Source organism: Sphingopyxis sp. LC81 (assembly GCF_000756375.1).
Classification (GTDB): domain Bacteria; phylum Pseudomonadota; class Alphaproteobacteria; order Sphingomonadales; family Sphingomonadaceae; genus Sphingopyxis.
Genome location: NZ_JNFD01000035.1, coordinates 1 through 18,811 on the forward strand (window position 1 = coordinate 1; position 18,811 = coordinate 18,811).

General features: G+C 65.3%; 15 protein-coding genes. 10 read left to right on the plus strand and 5 right to left on the minus strand.

The window, feature by feature from the left end; translation table 11 throughout:
- Positions 1–75 precede the first annotated feature (75 nt).
- Positions 76–1,245, minus strand: a complete 1,170-nt coding sequence (locus FG91_RS15965) for an acetyl-CoA C-acetyltransferase (RefSeq protein ID WP_037516826.1) — start codon at positions 1,243–1,245, stop codon at positions 76–78.
- Positions 1,246–1,276: 31 nt separating this feature from the next.
- A complete protein-coding gene (locus tag FG91_RS15970; RefSeq protein ID WP_037516828.1) occupies positions 1,277–2,431 on the minus strand; it encodes an acyl-CoA dehydrogenase family protein in 1,155 nt (384 codons plus the stop codon).
- Positions 2,432–2,651: 220 nt separating this feature from the next.
- Between FG91_RS15970 and FG91_RS15975 the strand changes: the two genes are divergently transcribed.
- Together FG91_RS15975 and FG91_RS15980 are read left to right on the plus strand one after the other, a co-directional pair.
- Positions 2,652–3,521 (plus strand): SMP-30/gluconolactonase/LRE family protein, encoded by an 870-nt coding sequence (locus FG91_RS15975; protein ID WP_037516831.1) that lies wholly within the window; start codon positions 2,652–2,654, stop codon positions 3,519–3,521.
- An 86-nt stretch (positions 3,522–3,607) separates the two neighbouring features.
- A complete protein-coding gene (locus tag FG91_RS15980) occupies positions 3,608–5,806 on the plus strand; it encodes a M3 family metallopeptidase (protein ID WP_037516832.1) in 2,199 nt (732 codons plus the stop codon).
- Between the two features lie 51 nt (positions 5,807–5,857).
- Here FG91_RS15980 and FG91_RS15985 read toward each other — a convergent pair whose 3' ends face one another.
- Positions 5,858–6,628: a class I SAM-dependent methyltransferase gene (locus FG91_RS15985; protein WP_081940638.1), complete on the minus strand. Its 771-nt coding sequence runs from the start codon at positions 6,626–6,628 to the stop codon at positions 5,858–5,860.
- Positions 6,629–6,892: 264 nt separating this feature from the next.
- Between FG91_RS15985 and FG91_RS15990 the strand changes: the two genes are divergently transcribed.
- The 6 genes from FG91_RS15990 to FG91_RS16015 all read left to right on the plus strand — a co-directional run bounded on the left by FG91_RS15990 (position 6,893) and on the right by FG91_RS16015 (position 11,147).
- Positions 6,893–7,795, plus strand: coding sequence for an SPFH domain-containing protein (locus FG91_RS15990; protein WP_037516839.1), 903 nt, complete (start codon positions 6,893–6,895; stop codon positions 7,793–7,795).
- Positions 7,796–7,804: 9 nt separating this feature from the next.
- Positions 7,805–8,011 (plus strand): hypothetical protein, encoded by a 207-nt coding sequence (locus tag FG91_RS15995; protein ID WP_037516842.1) that lies wholly within the window; start codon positions 7,805–7,807, stop codon positions 8,009–8,011.
- Positions 8,012–8,032: 21 nt separating this feature from the next.
- Positions 8,033–8,371, plus strand: a complete 339-nt coding sequence (locus FG91_RS16000) for a hypothetical protein (protein ID WP_037516845.1) — start codon at positions 8,033–8,035, stop codon at positions 8,369–8,371.
- Between the two features lie 2 nt (positions 8,372–8,373).
- A complete protein-coding gene (locus FG91_RS16005; RefSeq protein WP_037516848.1) occupies positions 8,374–8,616 on the plus strand; it encodes a hypothetical protein in 243 nt (80 codons plus the stop codon).
- An 87-nt stretch (positions 8,617–8,703) separates the two neighbouring features.
- On the plus strand, positions 8,704–9,378 hold the full coding sequence (gene rpe / locus FG91_RS16010; RefSeq protein ID WP_037516851.1) for a ribulose-phosphate 3-epimerase: 675 nt from the start codon (positions 8,704–8,706) through the stop codon (positions 9,376–9,378).
- Between the two features lie 2 nt (positions 9,379–9,380).
- Positions 9,381–11,147: a heparinase II/III family protein gene (locus tag FG91_RS16015; protein ID WP_037516854.1), complete on the plus strand. Its 1,767-nt coding sequence runs from the start codon at positions 9,381–9,383 to the stop codon at positions 11,145–11,147.
- A 42-nt stretch (positions 11,148–11,189) separates the two neighbouring features.
- Here the strand turns inward: FG91_RS16015 and FG91_RS16020 are convergent, their stop codons facing one another.
- Positions 11,190–13,550: a TonB-dependent receptor plug domain-containing protein gene (locus FG91_RS16020; RefSeq protein WP_081940639.1), complete on the minus strand. Its 2,361-nt coding sequence runs from the start codon at positions 13,548–13,550 to the stop codon at positions 11,190–11,192.
- A 182-nt stretch (positions 13,551–13,732) separates the two neighbouring features.
- Between FG91_RS16020 and FG91_RS16025 the strand changes: the two genes are divergently transcribed.
- Positions 13,733–14,755: a phytase gene (locus FG91_RS16025; protein ID WP_037516856.1), complete on the plus strand. Its 1,023-nt coding sequence runs from the start codon at positions 13,733–13,735 to the stop codon at positions 14,753–14,755.
- Between the two features lie 80 nt (positions 14,756–14,835).
- Positions 14,836–16,428 (plus strand): bifunctional phosphoribosylaminoimidazolecarboxamide formyltransferase/IMP cyclohydrolase, encoded by a 1,593-nt coding sequence (gene purH / locus FG91_RS16030; protein WP_037516858.1) that lies wholly within the window; start codon positions 14,836–14,838, stop codon positions 16,426–16,428.
- Here purH and FG91_RS16035 read toward each other — a convergent pair.
- The gene (locus tag FG91_RS16035; RefSeq protein ID WP_037516860.1) at positions 16,400–18,763 is read right to left on the minus strand and encodes a BTAD domain-containing putative transcriptional regulator; all 2,364 of its coding nucleotides are present in this window, start codon (positions 18,761–18,763) and stop codon (positions 16,400–16,402) included. The two genes, purH and FG91_RS16035, sit on opposite strands and share 29 nt — an antisense overlap.
- Between the last annotated feature and the right edge of the window lie 48 nt (positions 18,764–18,811).

Below are 18,811 nucleotides of genomic sequence, written 5' to 3' on the forward strand. Positions count from 1 at the left end.
GTGGGGCATGTCGGGGGAATGCCGACTAACAGGCCCTCCCCCGACCCCTCCCGCAAGCGGGAGGGGAGATAATAATTACAGCCGCTCGATGATCGTGACGTTGGCCTGACCGCCGCCTTCGCACATCGTCTGCAGGCCATATTTGCCGCCGGTCGCGTCGAGCACGCCGAGCAAAGTCGCCATCAGCTTGGTGCCCGAGGCGCCGAGCGGGTGGCCAAGCGCGATCGCGCCGCCATGCTGGTTGATCCGCGCGGGGTCGGCGCCGAGATATTTGAGCCAGGCGAGCGGCACGGGCGCGAACGCCTCATTGACCTCATAGGCGTCGATATCGCCGATTTTCATGCCCGCTTTCTTCAGCGCGCGTTCGGTTGCGAACAAAGGCTCTTCGAGCATGATCACCGGGTCGCCCGCGGTCACCGAAATATGGTGGATGCGCGCACGCGGGGTGAGGTTGTGATCCTTGAGCGCCTGCTCCGACACGACGAGCGCCGCTGACGCGCCGTCGCAGATCTGGCTCGCCGAGGCCGCGGTGATCGCCCCGCCTTCCTGAAGCAATTTGACCCCCGCGATGCCCTCAAGCGTCGCGTCGAAACGGATACCTTCGTCGACCAGATGGACCTGACGGCCCTCGGGCGTGTCGATCTCGACGCCGACGATCTCGCGCTTGAAATGGCCCGCTTCGGTCGCGGCGGCACCACGGCGATGGCTTTCGAGCGCATAGGCGTCGAGGTCGTCCTTGGTGAAGCCATGCTTCTTGACGATCATCTCGGCGCCCATGAACTGGCTGAACATGATGCCGGGATATTTTTCCTCGAGCCGCTCGGATTTGTAGTGGCCGAGCCCTTCCTTCATGAAGAGCGTCGCGACGGTGCCCATCGGCACGCGCGTCATGCTTTCGATGCCGCTTGCGAGCACGATGTCCTGCGTCCCCGACATCACCGCCTGCGCGGCGAACTGGATCGCCTGCTGCGACGAGCCGCACTGGCGGTCGATGGTGACCGCGGGGATCGAGTCGGGGAGGTTCGACGCAAGCACGGCGTTGCGGCCGAGATCCATCGTCTGCTGCCCGCCTTGGCTGACGCAACCGGTGATGACGTCATCGATCGCCTTGGTGTCGAAGTCATTGCGGTCGGCGATCGCATCGAACACCGCGGCGCCGAGGTCGACGGGATGCACGCCCGCGAGCCGGCCGCCGCGCTTGCCGCCCGCGGTGCGAACGGCGTCGACGATATAGGCTGTAGCCATGGGAGAATTCCTTTCCTTCGAGTTCAAGCGATCAGAGCTTGCGCCCGATCAGTTCCTTCATGATTTCGTTCGTGCCGCCAAAGATGCGGGTGACACGCGCGGCGCGCCAGGCGCGGGCGATCGGATATTCGTTCATATAGCCCGCGCCGCCGTGGAGCTGGAGGCATTTGTCCATGACTTCCCACTGAAGGTCGGTGTGCCACAGCTTCGCCGCGGCGCCTTCCTCGGGGGTCAGCTCCTTCTTCATGTGACGGTTGAGCGCCCAGTCGAGGTGCGCCCAGCCGACCTGCAGCTTGGCCTTCAAATCGGCGAGCACGAAACGCGTGTTCTGGAAATCGAGGATCGGCTTGCCGAACGCCTTGCGGTCGCGGGTGAATTCGACCGTGTCGTCGAACGCGCGCTGCGCCGACGCCTGCGCCGACACCGCGATCGACAGGCGCTCCTGCGGCAGTTCGCTCATCAGGTAGATAAAGCCCTGCCCCTCTTCGCCGAGGCAGTTGGTGATCGGCACGCGCACGTCGTTGAAGAACATTTCCGACGTATCGGCCTCGTCCTGCCCGATCTTGTCGAGGTTGCGGCCGCGCTCATAACCCTCGCGGTCGGCCTCGACGAGCACGATCGACACGCCCTTCCACGCCGGCTGGACCTCGGTGTCGGTCTTGACGCAGACGAGGATCAGGTCGGCGTTCTGGCCGTTGGTGATATAGGTTTTCGACCCGTTGATGACATAATGATTGCCATCCTTCTTCGCGGTCGTGCGCATGCCCTGAAGGTCGCTGCCGGTGCCCGGTTCGGTCATCGCGATCGCGGTGATCACCTCGCCCGACACCATCTTGGGCAGCCAGTGCTTCTTCTGCTCCTCGCTGCCATATTTGACGATATAGCTGGTGACGATGTCCGACTGGAGCGAGAAGCCCGTCGTCGCGCGGCCATAATAGGCGCTTTCCTCGTCGACGACGGCATTATAGCCGAAGTCGAGGCCGAGCCCGCCATATTCCTCGGGCACCGTCGGGCACAGCATGCCGAGCTCGCCCGCCTTGGGCCAGATATCCTTGGGCACGATGCCGTCCTCGGCCCATTTCGCCGCATTGGGGGCGACTTCCTTTTCGAGGAACTGGCGCACCGTGGCGCGAAACGCCTCATGGTCTTCGGAGTAGGCGGAGCGCGACAGATTATCGAGCGACATATGATTCCTTTCCCTGAGAACGGCCGAACGCAAGCGGGGAGTCGGCCGCATCTTTCCGGCTCAAAAGACCTTACGTTTACGTCCACGTCAAGTAGAAAGACGCTACGGCGAAAAACCATCTCGTCGCCCCCGCGAAGGCGCGGGCGACGAATAAGGGCGCCCCGTCGAATAGGTTTGCAGCCGCTGGGCAGCATCGGCGGGCCGCGCTAAGACCCGTTCCATGGTCCAACTGCTTCTCGATGCCGGCGCCCTGCTCGGCGAATCGCCCGTCTGGCACGCCGCCGAAGCCCGCCTCTATTGGGTCGATATCGATGGCCGCAAAATCCATCGCACCGATCCTGAAACGGGCGCCGACGAGGTCATGGAACTAGCGGAGCAAGTCGGCTGCATTGCACCGCGCGCGGGCGGCGGGCTGGTCGCGGCGCTCGAAAATGGCTGCGCGCTGATCGACGCGTGGGGTGCAGCACCGCGTCCGTTCGGGCCAGCGGTGCTCGCCGACAAACCCGAACAGCGCTTCAACGACGGCCGCGTCGATGCCCTCGGCCGGCTGTGGGTCGGCAGCCTGACGAGCGACAAGGCGAAACCCGCCGCGACGCTCTACCGGCTCGATCCCGACGGGTCGCTGACCGAAATCTTCGGGCGGCTGACAACGAGCAACGGCGCAGCCTTCAGCCCCGACGGCCGCACCTTCTACCACGCCGACACGCCGTCCCACGCGATCCGCGCCTATGATGTCGACCCGGCCGCGGGCACGCTCGGCAACGGCCGCATCTTCCACCAGTTCGAATATGGCAACGGCCGCCCCGACGGCGCCGCGGTCGATGCCGAGGGTTGTTACTGGTCGGCGCTGTGGGACGGCTGGCGCGTCGTGCGCCTCTCACCCGCGGGCGAGTTGCTGCAGACCGTCGAGCTGCCGGTCCAGCGTCCGACGATGATTGCGTTCGGCGGACCCGACCTCAAGACCGCGTTCGTCACCAGCGCGGGCAAGAATCTGACCGACGAGGAGCGCGCGAAGCAGCCGCACGCGGGCGGCGTGTTCGCCTTCCGCGTCGACGTGCCCGGCCTGATCCAGCAGGATTTTGGCGCCTAGGCGGCTTGCACCCCCCTGTCATATAAGGTTAAGACGGCCCCCGACATGGTTTCGTTCGAAACCTTATCCTCCGGGGAGATTTATCGATGTCGCGCACCGCGCACCCTTTTGCCCGTCATTTGTCGATCATGCTTGCATCCACCGCGATGATCGTGGGTTATAGCCAGATGACCACCGCAACCGCCGCCGAACCGACCGCCGCCGCCAAGCTGGTCCCCGCCACGCCCGTGGGCCAGAACCCGATGCTCCAGCCCTGGACCGGCCCCTTTGAAGGGGTGCCGCCGTGGGACAAGATGGACCCCGAACTGTTCCCCGACGCCTTCGTGAAGGGCATGGCCGAAACCAAGGCAGAGGTGCAGGCCGTTATCGACAATCCCGCCGCGCCGACGTTCGAGAATACGCACGTCCCGATGATGCTCGCGGGCGACACGATGGACCGCCTCTTCGCGCTGTGGGGCGTGCAGACATCGAACAAGTCGAACGACCGCGTCGAGGATATCGACGCCGAGTGGAGCCCCAAGCTCACGACCTTTTACACCGAACTGTTCCTCGATCCCAAGCTCTTCGCGCGCTACAAGGCGGTGTACGACAAGCGCAATTCGAGCGGCCTCAACGCGCAGCAGATTCGCATCGTCGAGCGCAGCTATGACGAGATGGTCCGCGACGGCGCGAACCTGTCGCCCGTCGACAAGGCGAAGCTGGTCGAGATGAACTCGAAGCTCGAAGGGCTGTTCTCGGCCTTTTCGTCGAAGCTGCTCGGCGACGAAAAACTCTACACCTTCGTCACCGACAAGGCCGAACTCGCGGGTCTCGAGCCCGGCTTCGTCGCCTCGCTCGCCGCCGCCGCCGAAGCCAATGGCAAGCCCGGCCAGTGGGCGATCAAGAACACCCGCTCGTCGGCGCAGCCGGTGATGCAGAACGCGACCAACCGTGCGCTGCGCGAAAAGGTCTACAAGGCATTTATCAGCCGCGGCGACAATGGCGACGCCAACGACACCAATGCGACGATCGCCGAGATATTGAAGCTGCGCCAGCAACGCGCCGAACTGCTCGGTTTCCCGACCCACGCGCATTATCGCATGGCCGACACGATGGCGAAGACGCCCGAAGCCGCGATGGGGCTGATGATGAAGGTGTGGCCCGCCGCGGTCGCGCGCGTGAAGGAAGAGGTCGCCGACATGCAGGCGATCGCCGACGCCGAAGCCAAGGCCGGCAAGGGGCCGAAAATCACCATCGAGCCGTGGGACTATCGCTTCTATTCGGAGAAGGTCCGCAAGGCGAAATACGACCTCGATGAAAGCGAGGTGAAGCCCTACCTCCAGCTCGACAAGCTGCGCGACGCGATGTTCTGGTCGGCGGGGCAGCTCTACGACCTCGGCTTCCGCGAAAATACCGGCACGATCCCCATCTTCGATCCCAAGGTCCGCACCTTCGAAGTCTATAATCTCAAGACGAACGAGAATGTCGGGGTCTTCTACCTCGACAATTTCGCGCGCGACGGGAAGCGTTCGGGCGCGTGGATGACGACCTATCGCAGCCAGCAGACGCTCGGCGGCGAGCGCAATGTGCTCGCCTCGAACAATAATAATTTCACCGAAGCCGCGAAGGGCGAGCCGACGCTGATCAGCCTCGACGACGCGACGACCTTGTTCCACGAATTCGGCCACGGCATCCATTATCTGCTGCAGCACATCTATTATCCCGCGCTTGCCGGGGTGCCGCGCGACTTCGTCGAATATCCGAGCCAGGTGAACGAAAATTGGCTGATGACCCCCGAAGTGCTGTCGAAATATGCGACGCACTACAAGACGGGTCAGCCGATGCCGCAGGCGCTGGTCGACAAGATTCTCGCGTCGGACAAGTTCAACCAGGGCTTTTCGACCGTCGAGTATCTGTCGAGCGCGATCGTCGACATGAAGCTGCACGACCGCAAGACGCCGCCGGCCGACGCCGACAAGTTCGAGCGCGAAACGCTCGCCGAAATCGGAATGCCGAAGGAACTGGTGATGCGGCACCGCCTGCCGCAATTCGGCCATCTGTTCAGCTCGGACGCCTATTCGGCGGGCTATTATTCCTATCTCTGGTCCGAAACGATGGACGCCGACACCTGGGCGGCGTTCACCGAAGCGGGCGGCGCGTGGGACCGCAAAGTCGCCGACAAGTTCCGCACCCTCCTGCTGATGACGGGCAACGAGACCGACCGCGCCGAGGCGTACCGCGCGTTCCGCGGCCGCGATCCCGACGTGAAGGCACTGCTGAAAAAGCGCGGCTTTCCGACCGAATAAGCGAACGATACCGGGGAGGCAAAGGGGGCGATTTCGCTCCCTTTGTTTATCCTAATTCACCTTATTCTTCATGCTCAGGGCTGCGAACAAATGTCCGGTCGACAGCGTTCCTGTCCTGAGTTTCCACTCGGGAGCGACCCGCATAAGGAAATAATTCCAGCTCTCCGGGCTCCAGAAGTTGATGTGGCCCGCGTAGGAATCAAATTCCGCGTGATATTCCTTGGCGGGAAATTGATCCTTCCGCCCATCGGGAACCGTCAATATGAGCGTGCCGCCGGCGGACACAATATCGAGCAGACGCCGGACGACCGCTTCAGGATCGACCGTGTGCTCGAGCACTTCCATCAGAAATACCACGTCGTAACGCGATGACCGAGGAAGGTCCGAGAGCGCGCTGAAGAACAGTTCGGCGTCAGGGCAGGCGCGTTTGGCCATCGCAAGCTTCACATCGCTGATGTCGCATCCGAAAAGCGAGGCTTCCGGGTATCTTGCGTGCATGAGGCGCAGCAGGCTCCCTGCATGGCACCCGATGTCCAGAACGCACTTGCCCGCGATTTCGACGTCTTCGGCATCGCATTGATCGAGCAGAAGGCGGGCCATCGCGAGACGGCTGGCATCGAAATAGTCCTCAAGAAATGCTGGCGTCGGCCATTCTCCGGTCAGCGCGTTGTGCTGCACGACCGGAAGTATCTCATGGAGCAAGCTGGCAGAGTTGCGCGCGTCGGCCGAGGTCGGCCGATACCGCATGCCGGATTCTGATCTTACAATCCTGTAGCCGCTCCGCGCGAACATGGATTGAACCAATTTTTTGCCCTGGAGCATCTGTCCTCCTTCGCGCACGAGCGCGTCAGTTTTGAAGTCCGAACTGGGGTATGCCTCGAAGCTGCCGCAGCCAGCCGCGCTGGGCAACCGCACCGATTGCCACACATCCCGGTCTGAACACGACCGAACCCGACTCCGGCCGTTGTGCCAGCTTGTCCCAACGCAAAACCCTGCGGCGTCTGTTCGATCGAATCCCGATTGACCTCCATCCGATTCGATATAAATATGATATCATCTTTATATCGAATGATTCGGAGGGCAAAAATGGTCGAAACAGGGACTCCCGCGCTGAACCGCAGCCGCGAGACACGCGCCGCTACGCAGAGCGGTTATCTGATGCTGTTCATCTGGTTACTGCTCTTGGGCGTCGCCGCCTGGGCGGGGATCACCAACGCCAACGCCGAATATATGGTCGCATGGAAATGGATCGTCGTGGTCGCCTCGGCGATCGTGGGCCTGCTGATCCTCTGCGGCTTCTACCTCATCAACCCGAACGAGGCCGCCGCGATCCAGCTGTTCGGCGCGTACAAGGGCACCGACCGCGAGGAAGGGCTGCGCTGGGTCCTCCCCTGGCTGACGCGCAAGAAGATCGCGGTGCGCGCGAACAACGTCATTTCGGACAAGATCAAGGTCAACGACCTGCGCGGCAACCCGATCGAGATGGCGGCGCAGGTCGTGTGGCGCGTCACCGACACCGCGCAGGCTTTGTTCGACGTCGACGATTACAAGGAATTCGTGATGGCGCAGATCGAGGCCGCGGTGCGCTCGATCGGCTCGCGCTATCCCTATGACGATATCGAGCATCAGGAAGTCACGCTGCGCGGCAATCACGACGAGGTCGGGGTCGAACTCAGGAAGGCGCTGATCGAGCGACTGAGCGTCGCGGGGATCACGGTCGACGAATGCGGCCTCACCCACCTCGCCTATGCGCAGGAAATCGCCGGCGCGATGCTCCGCCGCCAGCAGGCCGAAGCGGTGATCGCCGCGCGCAAGAAGCTGGTCGAGGGCGCGGTAACGATGGTCGAGATGGCGCTCCAACACCTGTCCGAGAAAAACGTCGTCGACCTCGACGACGAACGCAAGGCGGCGATGGTGTCGAACCTGATGGTCGTGCTGTGCGGCGAACGCGACACCCAGCCCGTCGTCAATACCGGCTCGCTCTACTGAGTTGAAGCGATGCCAGCGGCCGCCAAGAAAGCCTTTGCCCTCCGCCTCGATCCCGCGCTCTATGCGGCGATCGAGCGGATGGCGGCCGCCGACTTGCGCAGCGCCAATGCCGAAATCGAGGTGTTGCTGCGCGAGGCGCTGGCGCGGCGCGGGATGAGCGTCAAACAGTCGGAAGCGCCCAAGCGCGGGCGGCCGACAAAGCCGCGTGGCGAATAGGACGGCAAAAGGGAAGCAGGAATGCGCGATGAGGACAAACCGTTCATCTGCTATCGCAACGGAAAATGGGCCATCCGGATCCAGCCGCGCAACGCGGCGGGCTGGAAGGCGATGGCGTTGTGGCTTCTCGCGCTGGTGCCTGCCGTAGCCATGTTCGCGACGACCATGGAGAGCAAACCCTCCGAGAGCACGAAGATGGTGGCCCTCCTCCTATATGTGCTCTTCATGATCCTTTGGGCCGTCGCGGGGTTACGCTGGATGCTTGCGCGGAGCGAGATTGTCGATGTCGAGGCGCTTATGGCGATCAAGCGGCGACAGGACGCCGCCAGGCGCGGGCGGCCGCCGAAAGAGGAAGGCTGATCATGCTTCACCTGTTCATGCGAAAAAGCCCGTGGTTTCGCGCCAAGCGCCACGGCTATGGCACCGGCCTGCCGTTCGTGTGGGAGGGCTGGTTCTTCCTCGCACTCCATATCGCGATGATCGCCGGCCTCGCCTGGCTCTTCCGAGACCGGCCCGTTCTGATGACCATCCTGATCGTCCTCGCGGGGCTTGCCCCGATGCCGATCTACCGCGCCAAGACCGAGGGCGGCTGGCGCTGGCGATAGCTTCGCGCGACAATATTTGGGGATAGCTGCCAATAGCCGCCCCACCCCGCTTGCCCCCGACTCGCTAGATGGTTAAGGCCGGTCTCTATGACCGCCGCCACCACGCCCGTCCGCATTGCCCCGTCGATCCTCAGCGCCGATTTCGCGCGGCTGGGCGAGGAAGTGCGCGCGATCGAGACCGCGGGCGCCGACTGGGTGCATATCGACGTGATGGACGGCCATTATGTGCCGAACCTGACGATCGGCCCGGCGGTGGTAAAGGCGTTGCGCCCGCACTCGACCCTGCCCTTCGACGTCCATCTGATGATCAGCCCGGTCGATCATTTCCTCGACGCCTTCGCCGCGGCGGGCGCCGACATCATCACCGTCCATCCCGAGGCGGGGCCGCATATCCACCGCACCGTCCAGCACATCAAGTCGCTGGGCAAGCAGGCGGGCGTGTCGCTCAACCCCGCGACCCCCGCGAAGATGCTCGACTATCTGATCGACGACATCGACCTTGTCCTGATCATGAGCGTCAACCCGGGCTTTGGCGGCCAGAGCTTCATTTCGAGCCAGCTCAGGAAGATCGAGGCGGTCCGCAAGATGATCGACAAGTCGGGCCGCGACATAAGGCTCGAGGTCGATGGCGGCATCGATGCGGGCACCGCCCCGCTGGCGATCGCCGCGGGCGCCGACGTGCTCGTTGCGGGCACCGCGACCTTCAAGGGCGGCCCCGACGCCTACGCCGACAATATCCGGCGGCTGCGCGGCGGCGCCTGAGCATGGCAAGACCGGTGACCGCTCCAGAAGATGAACCGGAGGGCGCCGCCGCCGACGCCATCGACGACACGATCGAGCCCGGCAAGCGCCTGATCCGCCTTCCCGCCGACAAGGGGCTCTCGCTCGGCGACCGCGTCGCCAATGCGATCACGCGCCTGACCTGGCGCACACCGCTCCACGCGTTCCGCCTGAAGGGGCGGTTTCCGCTGAAGCTGCTCGGCGTGCCAGTCGACCCGGTGCCCGGCGATACGCGCGCGGGCACCGCGATCCGCGCCGGCCATTTCCTGCATCGCGGATTGAAGCTACCGCTCGGTGAACTCGACTTCGCCGCGCTCAACGTCGCGCCGACCTTTGCCGACTATCTCCACAGCTTCGCCTGGCTCCGCGACCTCGCCGCGACGGGTTCGCGCGCCGACGGCGCGCCGATCGCCGAAGCGGTCGTCCGCCACTGGCTCGGCACGCATGGCGAGACGGTCAGCGAACCCGCGTGGAAGGCCGATAACAGCGCGTGGCGTATCCTGTTCTGGGCCGCGCACGCGCCGCTGATCCTGTCGTCGAGCGATCTCGTCTATCGCTCGGCGGTGCTCAACCATCTCGCGCGCGCGGCGCGCCATCTCGACCGCGTCGCCGACAAGACGCGCCCCGGCACCGGGCAGATGGTCGCGTGGGTCGGGATCGTTGCCGCCTCGCTGCTGATGCCTGGCGGCGAGCCGCGGCAGGTCTTCGGCGAGGCCGGGCTGCGCAAGGTGCTCGAAACGAGCTTCTACGCCGATGGCGGCAATATCTCGCGCTCGCCGCAGGCACAGCTCGACGCGGTCATGGCGCTGTCGATGCTCGCGAAAATCTACGACATGCGCCGCATGGAGGTGCCGCCCTTCATCCAGGAAGTTCTCGCGCGCGCGGTTCCCGCGCTGCTCGGCCTCACCCACAGCGACGGCGGCATGGGCAGCTGGCAGGGCAGCGGCGCGACCTCGGCCGCCACGATCCAGGCGATCGTCGACGCCAGCGGCGTCCGCACGCGGCCGCTGAAGCAGGCGCGCGACTGGGGCTATCAGCGGCTCGTCGCGAACAAGGTCGTGCTGCTCGCCGACGCCGCGCCTCCCCCCATTGCCCGGGTGACCGAGGCGGGCTGCGCTTCGACCCTCGCCTTCGAACTCAGCGACGGCGCCGAGCGGATCGTCGTCAATTGCGGCGGCGCCGCGCTGACCGGCGCGACGATCCCCGCCGACCTCGCGCGCGGGCTGCGCACCACCGCGGCGCATTCGACGCTGACGCTCGGCGACAGCAATTCGACCGCGATCCTCGCCAACGGCTCGCTCGGCAAGGGCGTGACCGAGGTCGAGCTCGACCGGCGCGAGACGCCGCAGGGCAGCCGGGTGGAGATGAGCCACGACGGCTATGCGCGGCGCCACGGACTGATCCACCGCCGCTTGCTGATCCTGTCGCCCAACGGCCGCGAGCTGCGCGGCGAGGACATGCTGCTCCCCGCCCCGCGCACGCGCCGCAAGGGCGACAAGGGGTTCACGCTGCGCTTCCACCTCGGCGCGCATATCTCGGCAAGCCTGACCGCCGACAAATTGGGCGCGCTGCTACGCATAAACGGCGGTCCGCTGTGGCAATTCCGCACGTCCGAAGGCGGTCTCGACATCGAGCAAAGCCTGTGGGTCGATGGCGAAGGCCGCCCGCACCCGACCGAACAGCTCGTCGTCACCGGCACCGCACCCGCGGGCGGCGCCAGCATCGGCTGGATCTTCAAGCATATCGGCTGACGGCGGCGGGCAAGGGACTGCCCGCCGCCGCAACCCCGCGCGTTAAAAAGCGTAGCGCGCCATCAGCTGGAAGACCGGACCGGCCTTTTCGCTTTCGAGTTCATATTCGTCAAAGCTGCGGTCGTTCTGGTCGTCGACCGTCGCGAATTTGTTGAACGCCTCGCGCTTCGCGCCGTTCAGCAGGTTCGATCCCACCGCGCGGATCGTGAAGCTCTTGCCGAAACGCTTTTCGACGAAGATTTCGAGATCGGCGCCATAGGTGGTGAAAATTTCCTCGCCGACGGTACGGTCGAATGCCCCGCCCTGTTTGCGATAGGTCGCGCCGAACGCGGCGCCGATCGACGGAATGTCCTGGATCGCGCCGAAATTGTAGACATATTTGCTCTGGCCGTTGAAGCGGCGCTCGCCGAATTCGTCGACGATCTTGCTGTCGAGCCACGACACGTTGCCGAAGACACCGGTATCGGGCAGGCCGATGAAACCAAGGTCGGTCGACAGGTCGAACTCGACGCCCCAGACCTTGCCATCGCCAATATTCTGCGGCTGGTAGGTGAAGGCGCCCGGCCGGCCGGCGATCGGCCCGATGTTGGCCAATTCGATCAGATCCTCGACCTTGCGGTAGAAGACATTGATCCCGGCGATGCCCGAACGGCCGAGGCGGTGCTCATAGCCGAGGTCGAAGCCCCACGCGGTTTCGGGATCGAGCAGCGGATTGCCGAGCAGGTCGTTGTCGCCGAGTTCTTCCTCGAGCGTCGCGGGCGAGAGGTAGTTGAATTCGGGGCGCCGGCTGGTGCGGGCGACCGAGGCGGTGACCCGGCCGCGCGCGCCGACGTCGATCTTTACCGATGCCGACGGGAGCAGCTTTTCATAATCCTGGTCGAAGCGCGTCGCGGGCGGGGTCAGGTCGTCGATGGTGAGGTCGGTCGTTTCATAGCGGATGCCCGCCTCCCACTTCACGCCCGGCATGTCGCCTTCGACGAGCACGAAGCCGTCGAGACGCTTTTCCTGAATGGTGTTCACGCCGCCCGGAGCGGGCACAAAGGCGCCGAAGGGGCGCACGAATTCGGTCGGGTTGCGCGAAAACTGGTCATATTGCCGATCTGCGGCAGCCAGATTGTAGCGATCGCGCGGCACCTGGGTGATCGAGGTATCGCGATCCTTGTCCTGCCACAGGCCGCCGAACACCAGCTTCGCGGTCTCGCCCAGCGCGACCTCATGCTCGAGCCGCACCGAAAATTCCTTGTCGGTGATGCCGGTGCGCGTCTGGTCGCCGGTAAAGCGCGGCCGCGCGCGATCGAAATCGACCTCATATTCGGTTTCGAACCGGTCCTCGTCGAACCAGGCATAGCCGATCTTCAGGCTCGTTTCCCCGGCGGACCAGCGATGCGCGAGCTTGCCGTTGACGCTGTAATTGTCCTGGTTGATCCGCGCGATATTGGCATTGTCGGTCAGCAGGCCGGGGGTCGTGCCGTTCGGGTTGGGGTTGGGCACGGGGCCGAAAACACCGGTCGGACGATTATATTCGAAGCTGCGCTCGGTCTCCGTGCGATCGGTGTGGACGTAAAAGCCGTTGATCGAGAAATCGGTCGTGTCGCCCTTGATGTCGTAGGTCGCGTTGAACGAATAATCCTTGCCGTCGCGCGTGTCGGTCTGGTCCTCGCGATTTTCGAAAACATCCGGGTCCGTGGCGTAGTTCGGGTCGTTCTCGGGCGAATCATTGTAACGCAGCGAATATTTCTTCTTCGGATTGTGACGCCCCTGGAAATTGCCGCCGATCAGGAAGCGGCCCGGCCCGAGCGCGCCGCCGAATACGCCGCCGACACTCGGTTCGAGTTCCTTGTCGTCATAATAGAGCCCGCCCGCGCGCAGATAACCGCCGTCGAGTTCGTAACCGTCGCGCAGCTTGATGTTGAGCGTGCCCGCGACCGCGTCGCCGGTCCGGCGCGCCGAGGACGAACGGACGATCTCGACGCGGTCGATCAGCTCGGCAGGGATGCGGTCGAGGAAGAAGCTGCGGTCGGCGTTCGACCCGGGCACCTTTTCGCCGTTGATCAATATCTGGGTATAGCCGGGCGGCAGGCCGCGCAGCCGTGCGCCGTCGCTTTCGATGACGTCCGACAGGAAGGTCACCGACGGCACGCGCTTCAGCGCATCGCCCGCAGTCAGCGGCTCGAAACGCTGGAAAAATTCGCTGTCGTAACTGATGACCGGTTCGGCCTGATCTTCGCTGCGATTGCGATACCCCACGCTGCCGAGGACGACGATATCGCGCGCCGAGGTGATCGTGCCGTCGCCGCTTTCGTCGACGATCGGCGCATTGTCCTGCGCTGCGGCGGGGGCGGCGACAAGCGCCGTGGCGATGGCAAGCGCGGCGGCGGAATGCAGGCTGAAGCGTCGAATCATTTTGTCGTACCCCCTTATGGTTGCCGGGCCTCTAGGGGGAGCGTGTGACAGTTTGCGGCGAGCCGTGTGACGCATCGATGACAGTTAAGTGACGGAAATATTGTCATATTGACGCGACACGACTTTGCTGGGACGGGGCGCGCGAGCCGCACTTTTGCGCGCACGGGAACGGGGGAATCATCATGGCCACCATCGGCAAAGGAAAGCTGCTGACTTCGCTGGCTTTTGTATCGGCGCTGGGCGGTTGCGCCGCGAGCGCGCCCGTCATCACCGGCCTGCCCCCGGTGCAGGTGACCGCGAGCGGCGAGACCGCGCCCGTCGGCACGGGCAAGGCCGACGCCGCCGACGACCCGGCGATCTGGGTCGATCCGGCCAATCCGAACCGCGCGCTGATCGTCGCGACCGACAAGAAGGCGGGGCTGCATGTCTATGACCTGACCGGCAAGGACATCGCCTTCACGCAGGCCGGCCTCGTCAACAATGTCGACGTTGCGGGCAACATCATTGTCGCGAGCGACCGCAACGACGGGGTGAACGCGCATCTCGCGGTGTTCCGCCTCGACGCCGACAAGCCGGCGATCGTATCGCTCGGCCGTGCCGCGGCGGGCGCGGGTGAAGCCTATGGCCTTTGCCTAAAAAAGACCGCGCTGGGCGCACCGCTCACCGCCGCGCTGATCGTCAAGGACGGCACCGTGCGCGTCGGCACGCTGACCGTAGACGGGACGCCGGGCTTCGCGACCACATGGGAATATAAGATCCCGACCCAGTCCGAGGGCTGCGTCTTCGATGGCGACACGCTCTATGTCGGCGAGGAAGACGCGGGCGTCTGGGAATTGAAGCCGAACGGCACGACCGCCACCGCACGCATGGTCGCGCCGGTCGACAACCAGCGTCTCGTCGCCGATGTCGAGGGCCTCGCGACGATCGACCACAAGGGCCAGCGTTACCTGCTCGTGTCGAGCCAAGGCGATAATGCCTATGCGGTCTTCCGCCTGCCCGGTGTCGATTATGTCGGCCGCTTTGCGGTTGCGGCGGGCGCATATGGCGCGACGAGCGAGACCGACGGGATCGAAGCGGTCGCGGGCAATTTCGGCCCCGCCTATCCCGACGGCATCTTCCTCGCGCAGGACGGCGACAACGCCCCCAAGGCGCAGAACTTCAAGCTGGTAAGCTGGGACCAGATCGCGGCGGCGCTGGGGCTCTAAAAGAGGCCGCAAGGCTTGCGATACGGACGGCGCGCGCCTAGGGGGGCCGCGTCATCCCATCGCCAGCCGAGGCCCTCCCCATGACCGACCTGATTCCTGTCCGCCGCGCCCTTCTGTCCGTCAGCGACAAGGCGGGGCTCGCCGATCTTGCCGCCGCGCTCGTCCGCCACGGCGTCGAACTCGTATCGACCGGCGGCACCGCGAAGGCGCTGCGCGAGGCGGGGCATACTGTCCTCGACGTCTCGGACCTCACCGGTTTTCCCGAGATGATGGACGGCCGCGTCAAGACGCTGCATCCGACGGTCCACGGCGGCATCCTTGCGGTGCGCGACGACGCGGCGCATGTCGCGTCGATGGAGGAGCATGGCATCGGCGCGATCGACCTGGTCGTCGTCAACCTCTACCCCTTCCTCCAGACGGTGACGTCGGGCGCCGACCGCGACACGATCATCGAGAATATCGACATCGGCGGCCCTGCGATGGTGCGCTCGTCGGCAAAGAATCATGCCTTTGTCGGCATCGTCACCGAACCCGAAGATTATGCCGCGGTGATCGCCGAGATGGACGCCAACCAGGGCGCCACCACGTTAGCGCTGCGCAAGCGCCTTGCGGCGACCGCCTTTGCCCACACCGCGAGTTATGACGGCACGATCGCGCGCTGGTTCGCGATCGCCGATCAGGGCAAGACCTTCCCCGACACGCTGCCGCTGACCGCCAAGCTGGCGAGCGAACTGCGCTACGGCGAAAACCCGCATCAAAAGGCGGCGCTCTATGTCCCCGCCGTGCCCGGCCCGCGCGGTATCGCCGGCGCCGAACAGGTGCAGGGCAAGGAGCTCAGCTACAATAATATCAACGACGCCGACGCCGCGCTCGAACTCGTCGCCGAATTCCGCGAGGCCGACCCGACCTGCGTTATCGTCAAGCACGCCAACCCGTGCGGCGTCGCGACCGCCGCGACGATCGCCGAAGCCTATGACGCGGCGCTGAAATGCGACGATGTGTCGGCGTTCGGCGGCATCATCGCGGTCAACCGGCCGCTCGACGGCGCGACGGCGGAGGCGATCAGCGGCATCTTCACCGAAGTCGTCTGCGCGCCCGACGCCGACGCCGACGCGCGCGCGGTGTTCGCGAAGAAAAAGAACCTCCGCCTGCTGCTGACGGGCGAACTGCCCGATCCGGCGCGCGGCGGACTGATGCTGAAGGGGATCACCGGCGGCTGGCTCGCGCAGAGCCGCGACAATGGGCGCATCGCGCGCGCCGACCTGAAAATCGTCACCGACCGCGCGCCGACCGAGGAAGAACTCGCCGACGCGCTGTTTGCGTGGACGATCGCCAAGCATGTGAAGTCGAACGCGATCGTCTATGCCAAGGGCGGATCGACCGCGGGTATCGGCGCCGGACAGATGAACCGCCGCGACAGCGCGCGCATCGCCGCGGTGAAGGCGCGCGAAGCCGCCGAATCGCACGGCTGGGCCGAAGCCCGCACCGTTGGCAGCGCGGTCGCGAGCGACGCCTTCTTCCCCTTTGCCGACGGCCTGCTCGCCGCGGTCGAGGCGGGCGCGACCTGCGTAATCCAGCCGGGCGGCTCGATCCGCGACGACGAAGTGATCGCGGCGGCGAACGAAGCCGGCCTCGCGATGGTGTTCACCGGGATGCGGCACTTCCGCCACTGACCGCGCGGCCGAGGCGCACCAGCCGTTCGGCTTCGCTCTTGCAGTCGTAGCGCAATCCGGGGTCGTTGCAGAAGTCGGGCCAGCGATCCTGGCGCCGCCAGAAATCGACCAGCCCGATCCGCGCCAGCTTCGCGAAGAATAGCGGTTCGCGCCGCAGCGGAGCGACCGACGGCCAATAAAGAAGCGACCATTGACCGTCGGTTTTGCGGATCGGCGCGCGCGCGAGCCACGAGAGCGCCTTCGGCATGTCGCCGAGCCGCGTGTAATGCGCGGCTATCGCGTAGGCGGTCGGCGGATATTGTGCGAATTCAGCCTCGGCAGCCGCGTCGACCTCACGCGACCCGATCGACGGGTCGGCGAATTGATGGAGGAGCAGCATATCGAATTCGCGCCGCTCCTCGGCCGTTGCGCCGCGATAGACTTCGGCCGCCTCGACCCGGCCGAGCTCGACCGCAAGGCGGCGGCGATGTTCGGCAAGATCGGGGTGCCCCGGCCAGATCGCCTCCACTTCGGCGAACTGCTTCATCGCATCCTGCATCTGCCCGGCCGCCCCATAACGCCGGACCACCCCCAATGCCTTGTAGATCGACGTCGGGTCGGCGCGCGCGGCGCGCTGCGCCGGATCGACACCGGCTTGAACATAGCCGGCCTGGAACAGCCCCACCGCGTTCGTCATCAATGCGGCCGGATATTCGGGGTCGATCGCAAGCGCGCGGTCAACAAGAGGCAGAGCCTCGACCATGAACAATTCGCTACCGCCCGACTGCGACAGCGCGGTCAGCGCGGGGACATTGTCGGGGTCGATCGCAAGCGCCCGGCGCGCCGCATCGATCGCTTTTGCGCGCTCCACGTTCCATTTGGCGGCATCCATCTCGTGCGAGAGATGCTTGACGCGGACCTGCGCCAGCAATCCCAGCGTGTCGGCATCCCCCGGCCAGCGCTGAACCAGCTCCTCCATCAACCGGATTGCGCGGGGTCCATCGAAAGCCGTATCAGCGTCGCAGACCGCAAAGATCAGCGATCGTCGATCCGCATCGGCCGCCAACAGATCGTTCCGGCCGTTCAGCGTCAACGCGCAATTGACCAGCCCGGCCACCGCGAGCGCGGTCCGTTCGCGCAGCCGGCTGAGGTCGTCGACGGGCGCCGCGAAACGGCTGGACCACAGGATCGATCCGTTCAAACTGTCGACAATCCGCGACTCGCTGACGAACTGACTGCCGTCGCGCTCGATCGCGACGCGAACGATGAAATCGCCCGCGCGTCCCGCCACCTTTCCGTCGAGCACCCGGACCGCGCCCCCCGACGCCTTGGCAAAGCGGGCGAAATCGCCGGCCAGCGCATCGGCAAAACGGTCCTCGACCGGGTCGTTCCCGCGCAGCTCGATCGGCTCGACGCGGACCACCGGCGCATCGAATGCAGCGACCGCGGATCGCGACCGCGGCGCATCGGCGCCCGTCAGCGCAAGGACCAGCGCGGCCACGCCAAGGAACAGCGCGCGCCGCGGCGACCGGCTGGCCGTTGGATTGACAGCCATCGCGGACGCTGGAACTGGGTGGGCGACCGGGTGAAGGCTCGGCGGACAGGGCCGGGCCGACAGGCGTCGATATAGTTCGGCGGTTTCGGCCGAAGGCTTGCCGTCGATTCCGCGCGCGAGCGCGTCTTCGATCCGCTGCCAGGCGTGGCGCACACCATCGCCGTCGCCCGCCTCCCAGCGCGCGCTCATCACCAGCCGCGCGGCATGTTCGCTGCACGGGTCGAAGCGCGTCACCTTGTCCGCCACCGCGAGGGCCGCTTCGCCATCGCCCGCCTGCAGCCGCCTGTCCGCCACCCCGAGCACCTCGCGAACGATCGCTTCGCCCTGACGCGTACGCTCGACCGCGAGCCAGTCGTCCCACGCTTCGTCGATACCGTCGAGATCGGCCAGCAGTCCGACGTCGTGCGCGGGCAGCCGGTTCAGGACCACGGCGACATCGTCCACCGCGCACGCGGCGTGAAGCAACGAAATATCGTCGATGACTTGCGTGCGGTCGATGGCGACGGTTTCGCGATCGGCTTGCAGCAGCGGCGGCGATGCCCGCGTCCACGGCTTCAATTCGACAAGACATTGCCTGAGGCTGGCATGCGCCTGTGCATCGGGGCGGCGGCTCCAGAGGAGCGCGCTCAGCCGGTCGCGCGCAAGCGGCGCGTCGGCAAGCACGAGCCGGGCAAGAAGGGCGCGGGCCTTGCGGCTGGTGGGGGACAGGGCGGCCGGCTCGACGGCGAAGTCACCAAGGAGCCGCAATACCGGCGGCACGGCGGCGATATGCCGCTCGTTTTTTGCGAATGCAGAATTCACGGCGCGACCTCCTTGGTCGAGGGATTGCGGCCGTATGTTTTTCCCGAA

What these genes read in the sequence shown, in the direction of transcription:
- FG91_RS15965 (WP_037516826.1), bottom strand. Translation starts at nt 1,245, where the DNA reads ATGGCTACAGCCTATATCGTCGACGCCGTTCGCACCGCGGGCGGCAAG.
- FG91_RS15970 (WP_037516828.1), bottom strand. Translation starts at nt 2,431, where the DNA reads ATGTCGCTCGATAATCTGTCGCGCTCCGCCTACTCCGAAGACCATGAG.
- FG91_RS15975 (WP_037516831.1), top strand. Translation starts at nt 2,652, where the DNA reads ATGGTCCAACTGCTTCTCGATGCCGGCGCCCTGCTCGGCGAATCGCCC.
- FG91_RS15980 (WP_037516832.1), top strand. Translation starts at nt 3,608, where the DNA reads ATGTCGCGCACCGCGCACCCTTTTGCCCGTCATTTGTCGATCATGCTT.
- FG91_RS15985 (WP_081940638.1), bottom strand. Translation starts at nt 6,628, where the DNA reads ATGCTCCAGGGCAAAAAATTGGTTCAATCCATGTTCGCGCGGAGCGGC.
- FG91_RS15990 (WP_037516839.1), top strand. Translation starts at nt 6,893, where the DNA reads ATGGTCGAAACAGGGACTCCCGCGCTGAACCGCAGCCGCGAGACACGC.
- FG91_RS15995 (WP_037516842.1), top strand. Translation starts at nt 7,805, where the DNA reads ATGCCAGCGGCCGCCAAGAAAGCCTTTGCCCTCCGCCTCGATCCCGCG.
- FG91_RS16000 (WP_037516845.1), top strand. Translation starts at nt 8,033, where the DNA reads ATGCGCGATGAGGACAAACCGTTCATCTGCTATCGCAACGGAAAATGG.
- FG91_RS16005 (WP_037516848.1), top strand. Translation starts at nt 8,374, where the DNA reads ATGCTTCACCTGTTCATGCGAAAAAGCCCGTGGTTTCGCGCCAAGCGC.
- rpe (WP_037516851.1), top strand. Translation starts at nt 8,704, where the DNA reads ATGACCGCCGCCACCACGCCCGTCCGCATTGCCCCGTCGATCCTCAGC.
- FG91_RS16015 (WP_037516854.1), top strand. Translation starts at nt 9,381, where the DNA reads ATGGCAAGACCGGTGACCGCTCCAGAAGATGAACCGGAGGGCGCCGCC.
- FG91_RS16020 (WP_081940639.1), bottom strand. Translation starts at nt 13,550, where the DNA reads ATGATTCGACGCTTCAGCCTGCATTCCGCCGCCGCGCTTGCCATCGCC.
- FG91_RS16025 (WP_037516856.1), top strand. Translation starts at nt 13,733, where the DNA reads ATGGCCACCATCGGCAAAGGAAAGCTGCTGACTTCGCTGGCTTTTGTA.
- purH (WP_037516858.1), top strand. Translation starts at nt 14,836, where the DNA reads ATGACCGACCTGATTCCTGTCCGCCGCGCCCTTCTGTCCGTCAGCGAC.